The sequence below is a fragment of the Cobetia sp. PDI-12MA genome (genome assembly GCF_059507695.1).
Window position 1 is genome coordinate 2220899 of sequence record NZ_CM183351.1, and the last position, 12322, is coordinate 2233220.

Sequence of the window (12322 nt, forward strand, 5' to 3'; positions counted from 1 at the left end):
ACACCAGGCTCAAGGGGCCGGACAATCTGGCTGACGCTCGGGGTGAGCCTGCCGGAAGGCTTCCAGTGACTGACAGGCCGCCTCGATGGCCAGAATCCTTGGGTAGTCCATAAGTTCACACTCGAAGCGCCGCGCATTGTAGAGCTGAGGCATCAGGCAGGCATCCGCCATGCCCGGGCTATCGCCATGGCAGAAACGCCCTGCACTTTCCGCCAGCATCACTTCCAGACGCGCGAAGCCCTCGGCGACCCAATGTCGATACCACTCAAGGCGCTGCTGCTGGGTGACCTCAAGCCGATCGGTCAGATAATTGAGCACGCGCGGATTGTTGAGCGGATGCATCTCACAAGCCATGAACTGACACAGTGAGCGCACCTTCGCACGCGCTTCAGGCGCGGAGGGCAACAGCGCCGGGGTGGGCCAGCGCTCCTCCAGATATTCTAGGATCGCGATCGACTGGCTCAGGGCCACAGATGTTGGGGTATCTCCCACCATCAGGGTCGGCACCAGTCCCTGGGGATTGATGGCCAGATAGTCCTCGCTGCGCTGTTCGCCCTTGAGCAGATTGACCGGCACCTGAGCGACCTCAATCCCCTTGAGCGCCAGCGCGATTCTTACCCGATAGCTGGTAGATGAACGGTAATAGCCATACAGACTCATTGAACTCATGCTGCATTCCCCTGTGACGCAGTTGGATGCCGGCCGCCCCTTCGCACTGTCTCGCGCCCAGTTGGCTTGAGGCTTACCGGCGCACGACGTCTTCCCGAGACGTGTCTCTGAGAAGCTCTGCCTGACGAGGCCGCCCTCAGGCGTCCAACTGCGTCACCTGCTGATCAATGGCGCCGAAGATGCTCTGGCCATCGCGATCGAACATCTCGATGCGGATGCGATCACCGAAACGCATGAAGGGAGTGCGAATCTCATCGAACAGGATCTTCTCGACCATGCGCACTTCTGCCAGACAGCTGTAGCCCACACCCCCTTCACTGATCGGCTTGCCGGGGCCGCCATCCTTGCCGGGATTGGACACGGTGCCTGAACCGATGATCGCGCCGGCGCCCAGTGGGCGGGTCTTCGCGGCATGCGCCACCAGCTGCGGGAAGCTGAAGATCATGTCTGGCCCGGACTCTGGCTCACCGAACTTCTCACCATTGAGATGCACGCTCAGCGGCAGATGCACGCGCCCCTGCTGCCAGGCCTCCCCCAGCTCGTCCGGCGTCACGGCGATGGGCGAGAAGCTTGACGACGGCTTGGACTGGAAGAAGCCGAAGCCCTTGGCCAGCTCGCCGGGGATCAGTCCACGCAGACTGACGTCATTGACCAGCATCAACAGGCGAATATGGTCCTCGGCCTGCTCCGGACTGACATGCATCGGCACATCATCGGTGATGACGGCGATCTCGCCTTCGAAATCGATGCCATGCTCCTCACTGACACATACGATATCGGCGCTGGGGGCCAGGAAGCTGTCGCTGCCGCCCTGATACATCAGTGGGTCGTGCCAGAAGGTCTCGGGCATCTCGGCGCCACGCGCCTGACGCACCAGCTGCACATGATTCAGATACGCCGAGCCGTCTGCCCACTGGTAACTGCGCGGCAGCGGGGAATGCAGCGCCTGACTTTCCAGCGCAAAAGCGTCCGCCAGCGTGCCATCATTTAGCGCCACGTAGCGTTGCTCGAGCCTGGGCGCCAGCGACGTCCAGTCTTCCAGCAGCGCCTGCAGCGTCGTGGCGACATCCGCGACCTTGACGGCGCGGGTCAGGTCACGGGAGACCAGCAGCAGTGTTCCATCGCGGGAACCATCCTGGCAGGTAGCGAATTTCATGGGTGCCTCCTTGAAGAGCAACGTGAGCAAGAATGCAGGAATTGCCTGGGGTCGGATGACGATGAAAAGTCAAAGGTCATCGCTGATGCAGGGTGGATTGAGGAGTGAATCAAGAGGTGGATTGAGGAGTGGTGTGGGACGTGAAGTGAGACGCGAGTCCCTGCCAGACCGAGCCATAGTCGCGCTGACGAGCGCTCGACGACAGGGCCTGCGGGGTGGGCTGGAACAGATAGCGACTCTCGAACATGAAGGCGAGCGTATTTCCCTGATAGCGGGGGGCAAGTTCCGCCCGACTGGCGGCCTCGAAGGTGGCAGCGTCAGGGCCATGCGGGGTCATGGCGTTGTGCAGACTCGCGCCTCCAGGACGGAAGCCTTCGCGTTTGGCGTCGTACTCACCATGGATAAGCCCCATCAACTCGCTCATCAGGTTGCGATGGAAGTACGGCGGCCGGAAGGTGTTCTCGGCGACCATCCAGCGTGGCGGAAAGATCACGAAGTCGAGATTGGCGACCCCGGCAGTGTCCGACGGTGAGGTCAGCACGGTGAAGATAGAGGGATCAGGATGATCGAAGCTGACCGTATTGATCGTATTGAAGGTCGCCAGATCATATTTGTAGGGCGCGTAATTGCCGTGCCAGGCCACGACATCCAGCGGTGAATGATCCAGACTCGCGCGCCAGAAACGCCCGCCGAACTTTGCCACCAGCGTGAAGTCACCGGCTTCGTCCTCGAAACGTGCCGATGGCGCGAGGAAGTCACGTGGATTGGCCAGTCCATTGCTACCGATGGGCCCCAGCGAGGGCAGCTCGAGAGGCGCGCCGTAGTTCTCGGCCACATAACCACGACAGCCTTCCGCGTGCCCCGCCAGCGGATTGAGCTGGAACTTGATACCACGCGGGATCACGACGATCTCGCCGCTGGCGACTTCCAGCAGGCCCAGCTCGCTGCGAACCTCGATGGCACCCTGCTGCGGCACGATCAGCAATTCGCCGTCAGCATTGTAGAAAAAGCGCTGCTGCATGCCGCGAGTGAAGGCGTAGAGATGCGTGGCACAACCCTGCTGCGCCTGGGCATCCCCATTGACCGCCAACGTGATCAGACCTTCCAGAAAATCGCCAGCGCAGAACGCGATGGGGTCCCAGCGCATCGGGTTGGGATCCGGCATTCCCTCGGCCAGCGGTGCGGTGGCGACCTGCGGCATCTCCATGGGCTGATAGGTGCCCTGCACCACCGAGGGCCGAATGCGGTAAAGCCAGCTGCGCAGGTTGTGGCTACGCGGCGCGGTGAAGGCCGAGCCGCTCAACTGCTCCGCGTAAAGGCCGTAGGGGCAACGCTGGGGGGAGTTCTGGCCCTGCGGCAAGGCACCAGGCAACGCCTCGCTGGAGACATGATTGCGAAAACCGGCGTGATAACGACACTCAGCATTGCGCTCGCGCATGACGATTCATCTCCTTGTGGGCTCGCGGCTCCTGATGACCCGGGGCATCTATGGCACGACATGCCGCCACCGCCCCAAATAGTAACATATGAAACCATATAGCCAGATCCATACCTTGGCAATCGCCAAAGTGGCCGACTTTTGTCTTGCCCAACATCGAAAGTGGTAACATTGGCAACCTGATCTGGCCGCAATGCTCTGATGCGACAACGCAAGTCAGCCCTCTCACCGAGACAGGTAACTCTCGATGCAACGCACTGATGACACTCCCGAAGCGCGCGATGCCCTTGATGGGGATGCCTCCCAGGACACGCCCCGCTGCGAGCTGGATCTTGACCAGTTTTTGCCCTATCGCCTCAACCGACTGGCCGAGCGTACCAGTGAGGCGATGTTCGCCCGCTATGGCGAGCGCTTCGCCATCAATGTCGCCGAGTGGCGTCTGCTGGCCTGGTTGAGCCGTGGCGTACCGATGACCGCTCGGGAAATCAGTCTGCGCACCCACATGGACAAGGTACGCGTCTCGCGCGCCGTCAAATCACTGGAGAACCGTGAACTTATCCTGCGTCGTCCGAGCGAGCAGGACCAGCGTGCGCAGCTGCTGGTTCTCACCGCCGAGGGTGAGGCCATGCTAGCCGAGCTGATTCCCGAAGCGCGGCGTTTCGAGGATGAGCTGCTCGGTGCGGTCAATGCACGCCAATACCGTGATCTGCTACTCACCATGCAGACCCTGGAGCGACAACTGGATCAACTGCCGGGCAGCGATTGAGCCAGGCATGCAAGACGCTCATTCACAGAACGACAGGGGGTTTCCTGGCCGCCATTTCGCGTGATGTATAATTATGGTATAGGTTGTGTACTGTTTTTAAGGAGCCTTGCCAGCATGCATCGCAAACCGCACCTGCCCAGCAAGCTGTGTCAGACCTGCCAGCGCCCCTTCACATGGCGCAAGAAGTGGCAGGATTGTTGGGATGACGTACGCCATTGCAGTCAGCGCTGTCGTCGCAACGCACGCCAGCTGGCACGGGAGACGCGCGATGACGTCCACTGACCCCTGGCTGGTATGGTTGAACGAGGATCTGCGCCTCGATGACAACCCGGTATGGCAAGCCGCACTCGAGGAGCGAGCCTCGCACCTGCTGGTCGTGCATGTTCTGGCGGAAACGACCTTTCAGCCCTTCGGCAGCGTCAGCCCTGGGGAACCACGCCTGCAGCCGCTTAGCACGGGACGGCAACATGCCCTGCTCGGGAGTCTGGAATCGCTGCGCACACGACTTCAGGCGCTGGGCAGTGACCTGCTGATCCTCCACGGCGATGCGGCACAACTGATTGGGCAGCTAGCAAGGCAATATGACTGCCGAGGCGTCATCACATGCCGCGCTACGGGCGTGGTGGAACACCGACAGCAACGCGCGGTGGCAAGCCAGTGTCGCCTGCGGCGATTGAACAGTGGTTTGCTGCTGGACGAAGACGAGCTGCCGGAACCGCTTACCGCGCTCCCCGAGAGCTTCAGTGCCTTTCGGCGCAAGCTGGAGAAGGCCCGCCCGAGCCTTCCCGACATGCCTGCCCCGTTAAAAGCCCCCTCCCGGCTCCCCGGCTGGCCGGAGGCCGCCCCTCGTGGCTTTCAGGGCGCGGCCAGGTATCTGTTGGAGGCTCGCCACTGGCAGGCCGATACCCGCGGCGAATACACCTTTACTCCCGGAGAGCCCGCCGGCTTGCAACGCCTGCAGGATTATCTGAGCCCGGCCTCCGCCGGCCACTACAAGACCACCCGCAATCGCCTCAGCGGCGCGGATTTCTCGACCCGCTTCTCCGTGTGGCTGGCACTGGGCTGTCTGTCGCCGCGGCGGATACTGGATGCACTGCACCGCTTTCAGACCACACTCCCCGAGCACTGCGCGCATCCGCAGGCTGCCTTCAAGGACAGCGACTGGATCCGCATCGAGCTGCTATGGCGCGAATATTTCCACTGGGATGCACGGCGGCTAGGCAGACATACCTTCACGAGCGAGTCCCCAAGCCACGACGGGGCTCAACCGCGCGGCCATGAGCCGGGGTCACAAGCGCTTGAACGCTGGCAGGCCGGAATGACCGGGGTGCCATGGGTCGATGCCGGCATGCGCGAACTGGCGGCTACCGGCTGGCTGAGCAACCGCATGCGCCAGAACGTGGCGAGCTTTCTGGTCAAGGACCTTGGCGTGGACTGGCGCCAGGGAGCGGCCTGGTTCGAACATCAGCTACTGGATCACGACGTCGCCTCCAACTGGGGCAATTGGCGCTATCTGGCGGGTATCGGACGTGACCCACGCGGGGATCGCCACTTCAACATGATGAAGCAGGCACGCCAGCATGACCCTCTCGGCCATTACGTCAGCCGCTGGATACCTGAACTTGCGGCACTGCCCGCCGGCATGCAGTGCCATGCGCCCTGGCTCGCCTGGTCAAGCAGCGCCGGACGCGACAGAACAACGGCTCACTATCCGCGCCAGCCAATCACGCATGTCGAGGGTTGGAAGGCCCACCTGACCGACATCACACCGACACGCGTGACGCCCTGGCCGAGTGGCTCCTTCGAGCGAGGCTGACAACCATTGAATCCCGAAGAGAGCGCCACCAAGCGGTCACGACGCAGAGGAGGCGACCCAGGGGATCCCTTGGCGCCTTGACGCTAACTGTCCGTCAGGGCTGCACTTTATGCGCCTTATTCACTATCATGGCCGCATTCCTCGCAGGAGTTGTCATGAATCAGCCGCTACCGCCACCACTGTCCACGCCGCACCGCAATCTCATTCGTCTGACCATTGCGCGCGGCATCACCTGGACCGGCTTTCTCATCCTGATCATCTTCGGGATCGAGATCATCGGCTTTCAGCTCAACGTGCTGCCCGTCATCTCGATCATCATCGCGATGGGGCTGGTCAATGTCGCGACCTGGTGGCGCCTCGGGCAATCTCACCCTGTCACCGACACCGAGAACCTGATTCACCTGCTGGTGGATATCGCCGGCCTGACGATGCTGTTCTTCCATACCGGTGGCTCCACCAACCCCTTCGTGCCCTATTATCTGGTGCCGGTGACCATGGCGGCCGCAACGCTCCCGTGGCGCTATGCTTGGGTGATTGCTGCAGTCGGCATGGGCTGTTACAGCTTCCTGATGGTGTTCTACGAGCCGGTGCCGCAGCTGGCGACCTATGAGCTGGGCGGACGCATCAGCCTACATGTCATCGGCATGTGGCTGAACTTCGGCCTGTCGGCGTCTCTGGTGACCTACTTCATCTACAAGATGGCCCATGCGCTGCGCACCCGGGAGCAGGCGCTGTCCACCACGCGTGAGGCCGCCCTGCGTAGCGAGCAGGTATTGGCAGTGGCCAGCCAGGCCGCCGGCACCGCGCATGAGCTGGGCACCCCGCTCTCCACCATGGCGGTGCTGTTGAGCGAGATGCGCGAGGATGCCAAGGACAGGAACAACCCTCAGCTAGAGGATGATCTTGCCCTGCTGCGCAGCCAGGTCGACACCTGCAAGCAACGCCTGCAGGCGATGGTGGCCGCGGCCGACCGCCGCCGCATGGAGCAGCCTCAACCCATCAATGCTGCCCAGTGGCTGGAAGAAATCGTGCAGCGCTGGCTGGTAGTGCGCCCGGACGTGCAGCATAGCGTCGAGGTGACGCCCGGCGCTGAACAGGCCTCCATGCTGGTGGACACCACGCTTGAGCAGGCGCTGATGAACCTGCTCAACAATGCCGCCGACGCCTGCCCGGATGATATCGAGATCACCCTGGAGCAACGCGATCAGGAAGTGCTGATCGACATCCGCGATCATGGCGAAGGTGTGCCCATGGCGGTGGCGGATCAACTGGGTGAGACCTTCATCTCCACCAAATCCAAGGGCATGGGCATCGGCCTGTTCCTCACGCATGCCACCATCAATCGGTTCGGTGGCGGCGTCAGTCTGTACAACCACGAAGATGGCGGCACCTTGACGGAAGTGCGCCTCCCCCTTCATCTGACATGATGGCGGCAAAGACCGCCCAAGCGAGAACCCTGATGAGCGATGCAACCCGACTGCTGATCATCGACGATGATGAATTCTTCTGCCAGGTCACCGCGCGCGCCATGACGCGTCGCGGCTATGAAGTGGAAGTGGCCCGCGATGAGGCCCAGGCACTCAGCGTGGCGCGCAGCCACCGCCCGGAGCTGATCACGCTCGACCTGAAGCTGGAGCAGAGCTCTGGCCTCAAGCTGCTGCCCGAGCTGATCGCTCTGCTGCCTGACACGCGTATCGTGGTGCTGACCGGTTATTCCAGCATCGCCACCGCGGTGGAAGCCATCAAGCTCGGCGCGGTCAACTACCTGTGCAAGCCCGCCGATGCCGACGAGATTCTCAACGCATTCAACCGCGAAGGCGGTGACCCGGCCGCCGAGATTTCCGACAACCCGCCGTCGGTCAACCGCCTGACCTGGGAGCACATCCAGAAGGTGCTCAACGAGCACGATGGCAACATTTCCTCCACAGCCCGCGCCCTGGGAATGCACCGTCGCACCCTGCAACGCAAGCTGCAGAAGCGCCCGGTCAAGCGCTGAGATAGCGCCGCTGCCCTGGCCTGCACCCAGGCGACAATTTGCAGACGACCAAGCAAGAGCCCTCACCATCCTCGCTCGCAAACGCGATTCGATGGTGAGGGCTTCGAGTCACTGCAGTGACTGTAATGCGTCGGATCTCAATGATAAGCCGTTATTGCGCCGTCCACCCCAAGTCCATGTTGAAGCTGGAGCCGGTCACTGAACCTGCCTTGTCGGAGGCCAGCCATACCGCCATATCCGCCACTTCGGAGGGGTCAATCATTTGCTTGATCGCCGCTCCCTTGAGCATGACCTTCTCGATCACTTCATCTTCTGGCATGTCATTGAGCTTGGCCTGTTCGGCGATCTGCTTGTCGACCAGCGGCGTGCGTACATAGGCCGGGCAGATGGCATTGGCGGTGATGCCACTTTCCCCACCCTCTAGCGCAGCAGTTCTGGTCAGCCCCATCAAACCATGCTTGGCACTGACGTAGGCCGCCTTGCCCGGGGACGCGACATGGGCGTGAATGGACGCCATATTGACGATGCGCCCGTACCCATTCTTCTCCATGTACGGCCAGGCCGCCTGGATCAGCGTGAATGGCGCACTCAGCATCAAGGCGATGATCTGATTCCACTTGGCTTCGGGGAAGTCCTTGATACGCTCGACATGCTGGATGCCGGCATTGTTAACCAGGATATCGAGGCGCCCGAAACGGGACACGGCTTCTTCTACCGCCGCGCGACACTGCTCAGCATCCGTCAGGTCGGCCTTGAAGAAGGCAGCCCCTGCCTTGTCGGCGACCTCTGCCCCCTCATCACTGAAATCGACCGCCAGCACCTGATGCCCGGCATCGCACATCGCTTGCATGATGGCGGCGCCGATACCGCTGGCGGTACCGGTCACCAGTGCAACACGGGCAGGGGAAGATTGTTGTTCACTCATGCGAATCTCCTGACAGAGGGTAATGTCATGCTGCTCTGCAACATATAATGAAGATAGCGCTAATCTAGCCGTCTTTACCACCCGACCATCGCCGAGTTGCACTCCGCGCTGGCATTATCGAGCGCCAGCCAGCATCACAGCCGCATGATGCATTCGACGCAATCATTGACCTCCGCTGACGCAACCCGGCCGACAGGCGCTATTCACGACGAGAAGCGAACCTGCTATGACAGGAAGCGAACCTGCACCAGCAGCCCCGGGGCCTGGGGCGTTCCCAAGGGGTTCTCCTTCAGCGCCAGCGCTGCGCCTAGACGTTCGGCGAGCTCGCGCACGATGGATAGGCCCAGCCCGGAACCTTGAGTCTTCTGGCCGGCCAGACGCACGAAGCGTTCAAAGACGCGCTCGCGTTCACGCAGCGGGATTCCGGGGCCCGTATCGGCCACTTCCATGCGCCATCCAGCATCGTCGCGGCGGATATCCAGGCGCACCTCTCCGCCTTCTGGCGTATAGCGCAGCGCATTATCGAGCAGATTGCGCAGCAGCACGTAGAGGCCGTTCTCATGACTGACCAGCTGCGCGCCAGGTTCAACCTCGATATGCAGCTTGATGCCTCGCTGGCGTGCCATGGGGCCCAGATCCCGCGCCAGCTCATTGGTCAGCTGGGCGAGATCGACGGAGCGACGCGGTGCCTCTGCCCCGCTTTCCAGTCGTGACAGGGTCAACAGCTGCTCCACTACCCGTGTCATGCGATTGACGCCATCCACGATCATGCGTGCCGAGCGCCGCGAGGCCTCATCCCTGGCATCGGCCTCCAGATTCTGGGCATGCACCTTGATGCCCGCTAGGGGAGTCCGCAATTCATGGGCCGCATTGGCCGTGAAGCGCCGCTCCTTGTCAAGGGTGTCCGCCAGGCGCACCAGCAGCCCATTGAGGGCATCCACCATGCCGCGTATCTCGTCAGGTGCCTCGCTGGCATCCAGCGGCTCGAGGTACCCGGGTTGACGGGCCGTGATCTGATGACTGATGCGCAATACGGGACGAAAACCCCGCGAGACCGCCACACCGATCAGCAAGGCGATCACGAGCAACCCGACCACCAGCGCCAGCACGTTGTGCAACGCAATCTGGCCGGTCAGTTCATCGCGCACATCTTCACGCTGGGCCGCCGTGACCCAGATGCCACTCTCGGGGAAATACAGCGTGAAGGTGAACCAGTCATGATGATTGTCATGCTGCATGCCATAGCCAGGCACCGGCAGGTAATCCAGCGCCACAGAGGGTGAAGAGAGGCCAAGCAACGGCTGGCCCAGCGCATCCCACATCTGGAAGATCAGTTTGTCTTCATAGACATGCCCCAGCGGGGATTTCTCGTGACCATCGGCAAAGCTCAAGGAGGGTGGACGCAGGCTGAACTGGCCCGATGTCATCTGCTGCAACTTTTCCTGACGCGCGGCCGGTGTCAACGACGCCAATTGAGACTGATAGAGCCGCCCCAGCATGCGTGCATTCTGGGCCAGCTCAGCGTCGAACAGCTCATCAATCTGCTCGCGGGAGTCGAAGTAGCTCCAGGCAGCGGCCGTCCCCAGCACGATCACGACGCCACCAATCAGGTTGCGCCGCAGGAAACTGCGGATGGATTTCACGTGAGTTCCCCCAGCCGATAGCCCACGCCGCGCACGGTCTTGACCACCCCGGTGCCGAACTTGCGGCGCAGATGGTGCACATGTACCTCGATGACATTGCTCTCGACATCGCCATCCCAGCCATAGAGCTGCTCGACGAGCTGATCTCGGCTGAAGACACGGCTGGGGTGCAGCAGCAGGAACTCCAGCAGATCAAACTCGCGCCGTCCCAGCGCGACCTCACTACCGGAGAGCGTGACAGTGCGGCCAGCTTGATCAATGCGCAACGGCCCCAGCTGCAGGCAACCGCTGGCCTGCCCGGCATGGCGCCTGACCAACGCACGCAGACGCGCCACCAGCTCGGCAATGTCGAACGGCTTGACCAGATAGTCGTCCGCGCCGCCGTCCAGACCACGTACCCGGTCGCTGATGTCATCACGTGCCGTCAGGATCAATACCGGTAACGTCTGGCCCTGACGGCGCAGGTGACTCAAGACCTGCAGACCGTCGAGATCCGGCAGGCCAAGGTCCAGCACCAGCACATCAAAGGGCGAATGCTTGAGCGTGGCGGCAACGTTGGCGCCCTCCTTCAACCATTCAGTGCTCATGCCTTCGCGGCGCAGGGTATGGTTGACCCCCTCCCCCAACAACGGATCATCTTCGACGAGCAGAACTCGCATCTGGACTCCTTGAAATCGTTCTGATTCTGCCATGTCATATCAGGACATGAGACAAGACGTCCGCCACCGAAAGGTGACGGACGTTGGAAGCAAACCTCGGGATAGCACATCGCCTGTGTCGATGGATCAGCCAGCCATCACACACCGCTGCGTGCACGACGCCCCGGGTGTCGAGCATGGCGCCACCTGGCCAGACGCGCCGTCAGCAGCATCCTCTGCTCACGCAGCCCGAGCGCGCCACGCTCCAGCATGCGGCGCGGTCCTCCGATGACACGCCGCAACGCCTCACCCGCCATCAACCAGCCATACGCGAGCGGGTGCCCGGCTCGCGCCAGACGCAGTCGGAAGATCAGCGCGCGCGCCTGACGCGCCACACTGACAGGATGATTGCCCTGATGACGCGCCAGGCGCATCAAAAGAGGGTCCTCTTCACCAGTGATCAGCGCCGGGGTATGCAAGCGGATACGTGAGTGCTTCGCTGTCGGCAGCGGAACGAAAAAGTCGCCGTCTGCCTGCACGATCAACTCCAGCAGCGGGCGTCGGCTATCCGCCGAGCCATGAAGCTCAAGACACTCCAGTACCTTGGCGCGCACCTCGGCCGGCCACCCCCCACGCTCGAGCACATGCCAGGCGCGGCCACTCTCCAGATGCCAGCGGCCATCGCCCGGCAGGCTTAGCAAGGTATCGGGGCGCTCCGAAGCCGGGATGTTGTGCAGTTGCGTGCATAGCGCGTCACCCCTCACATCTGCGTGCGTCAGTGACAGGCGGCGGTGTTGCTGGCCACTCGGGGTGGGCAACAACCTGCACAGCAAGGCAAGGTCATCCCCCTCTCGCTCGACCAGAATCAATGCAGCCCCTGCCGCCGCCAGCTGCCAACAGAGTTCTCGACAACTGGAGGCCATCGGCGCCTCGACCAGGACACGATGCCCGGCTAGGCTAGCGGGCTTGAGCTTTGCAGCGGTGTGGGCAAGACCAGTGCGTTCAAGAACTGTGCGTGCAAGAGAAATGAACATGAGGGCTTTCCTTGGGTCGAGGCATTGCCAGACACAGAGGCGCGAGTGGATGACACGCCTTGTGGACCTGCATAGGAGCATGATCGATCAGCTCACTGACAGACATGTGGCAACGAGGTGACATTTCCACAAGACGTGCTGACGATTCCCATGGCCAACACGCAAGCGCTGAGCTTAACCATGGAGTGATCACCAGCATGAATGGCTGCGCTTAACGCAAACTTAAGCTCTCACAAGACGA

At 62.0% G+C, this 12322-nt stretch carries 12 protein-coding genes; 5 read left to right on the forward strand and 7 right to left on the reverse strand.

Annotated features, from left to right (window positions below):
• Positions 1-9 precede the first annotated feature (9 nt).
• The 3 genes from maiA to hmgA form a co-directional block, all read right to left on the reverse strand.
• Complete coding sequence (gene maiA / locus AC5WNI_RS09535; protein WP_225348140.1) at positions 10-660, reverse strand: maleylacetoacetate isomerase; 651 nt, start codon at positions 658-660, stop codon at positions 10-12.
• 145 nt (positions 661-805) lie between these two features.
• Positions 806-1825 (reverse strand): fumarylacetoacetate hydrolase family protein, encoded by a 1020-nt coding sequence (locus AC5WNI_RS09540; RefSeq protein WP_153635930.1) that lies wholly within the window; start codon positions 1823-1825, stop codon positions 806-808.
• Positions 1826-1934: 109 nt separating this feature from the next.
• Entirely contained in the window at positions 1935-3263 is a 1329-nt protein-coding gene (gene hmgA, locus AC5WNI_RS09545; protein WP_153635931.1) for a homogentisate 1,2-dioxygenase, read from the reverse strand.
• A gap of 247 nt (positions 3264-3510) precedes the next feature.
• Between hmgA and AC5WNI_RS09550 the strand changes: the two genes are divergently transcribed.
• From AC5WNI_RS09550 to AC5WNI_RS09570, 5 genes are all read left to right on the forward strand, one after another.
• Entirely contained in the window at positions 3511-4029 is a 519-nt protein-coding gene (locus tag AC5WNI_RS09550) for a MarR family winged helix-turn-helix transcriptional regulator (RefSeq protein WP_153635932.1), read from the forward strand.
• A gap of 114 nt (positions 4030-4143) precedes the next feature.
• Complete coding sequence (locus AC5WNI_RS09555; protein WP_153635933.1) at positions 4144-4311, forward strand: DUF2256 domain-containing protein; 168 nt, start codon at positions 4144-4146, stop codon at positions 4309-4311.
• The gene (locus AC5WNI_RS09560; protein WP_172978680.1) at positions 4298-5845 is read left to right on the forward strand and encodes a DASH family cryptochrome; all 1548 of its coding nucleotides are present in this window, start codon (positions 4298-4300) and stop codon (positions 5843-5845) included. Before AC5WNI_RS09555 ends, AC5WNI_RS09560 begins: the two co-directional genes overlap by 14 nt.
• Before the next feature lie 155 nt (positions 5846-6000).
• A complete protein-coding gene (locus AC5WNI_RS09565; RefSeq protein WP_153635935.1) occupies positions 6001-7272 on the forward strand; it encodes an ATP-binding protein in 1272 nt (423 codons plus the stop codon).
• Between the two features lie 32 nt (positions 7273-7304).
• On the forward strand, positions 7305-7841 hold the full coding sequence (locus AC5WNI_RS09570) for a response regulator transcription factor (RefSeq protein WP_043336058.1): 537 nt from the start codon (positions 7305-7307) through the stop codon (positions 7839-7841).
• A 151-nt stretch (positions 7842-7992) separates the two neighbouring features.
• On the opposite strand, the gene AC5WNI_RS09575 is transcribed toward AC5WNI_RS09570, so the two are convergent.
• The 4 genes from AC5WNI_RS09575 to AC5WNI_RS09590 form a co-directional block, all read right to left on the reverse strand.
• The gene (locus tag AC5WNI_RS09575) at positions 7993-8766 is read right to left on the reverse strand and encodes a 3-hydroxybutyrate dehydrogenase (RefSeq protein WP_153635936.1); all 774 of its coding nucleotides are present in this window, start codon (positions 8764-8766) and stop codon (positions 7993-7995) included.
• A 224-nt stretch (positions 8767-8990) separates the two neighbouring features.
• Positions 8991-10409, reverse strand: a complete 1419-nt coding sequence (locus AC5WNI_RS09580) for a sensor histidine kinase (protein ID WP_495928357.1) — start codon at positions 10407-10409, stop codon at positions 8991-8993.
• Entirely contained in the window at positions 10406-11068 is a 663-nt protein-coding gene (locus AC5WNI_RS09585) for a response regulator (protein ID WP_107334631.1), read from the reverse strand. The genes AC5WNI_RS09580 and AC5WNI_RS09585 overlap by 4 nt, the downstream gene beginning before the upstream one ends.
• Before the next feature lie 137 nt (positions 11069-11205).
• Positions 11206-12081: a hypothetical protein gene (locus tag AC5WNI_RS09590; protein ID WP_153635938.1), complete on the reverse strand. Its 876-nt coding sequence runs from the start codon at positions 12079-12081 to the stop codon at positions 11206-11208.
• Positions 12082-12322 lie beyond the last annotated feature (241 nt).

Coding starts and splice junctions, on each gene's coding strand:
- AC5WNI_RS09550 (WP_153635932.1), top strand. CDS start 3,511: ATGCAACGCACTGATGACACTCCCGAAGCGCGCGATGCCCTTGATGGG.
- AC5WNI_RS09585 (WP_107334631.1), bottom strand. CDS start 11,068: ATGCGAGTTCTGCTCGTCGAAGATGATCCGTTGTTGGGGGAGGGGGTC.
- AC5WNI_RS09570 (WP_043336058.1), top strand. CDS start 7,305: ATGAGCGATGCAACCCGACTGCTGATCATCGACGATGATGAATTCTTC.
- AC5WNI_RS09565 (WP_153635935.1), top strand. CDS start 6,001: ATGAATCAGCCGCTACCGCCACCACTGTCCACGCCGCACCGCAATCTC.
- maiA (WP_225348140.1), bottom strand. CDS start 660: ATGAGTCTGTATGGCTATTACCGTTCATCTACCAGCTATCGGGTAAGA.
- hmgA (WP_153635931.1), bottom strand. CDS start 3,263: ATGCGCGAGCGCAATGCTGAGTGTCGTTATCACGCCGGTTTTCGCAAT.
- AC5WNI_RS09560 (WP_172978680.1), top strand. CDS start 4,298: ATGACGTCCACTGACCCCTGGCTGGTATGGTTGAACGAGGATCTGCGC.
- AC5WNI_RS09590 (WP_153635938.1), bottom strand. CDS start 12,081: ATGTTCATTTCTCTTGCACGCACAGTTCTTGAACGCACTGGTCTTGCC.
- AC5WNI_RS09555 (WP_153635933.1), top strand. CDS start 4,144: ATGCATCGCAAACCGCACCTGCCCAGCAAGCTGTGTCAGACCTGCCAG.
- AC5WNI_RS09575 (WP_153635936.1), bottom strand. CDS start 8,766: ATGAGTGAACAACAATCTTCCCCTGCCCGTGTTGCACTGGTGACCGGT.
- AC5WNI_RS09540 (WP_153635930.1), bottom strand. CDS start 1,825: ATGAAATTCGCTACCTGCCAGGATGGTTCCCGCGATGGAACACTGCTG.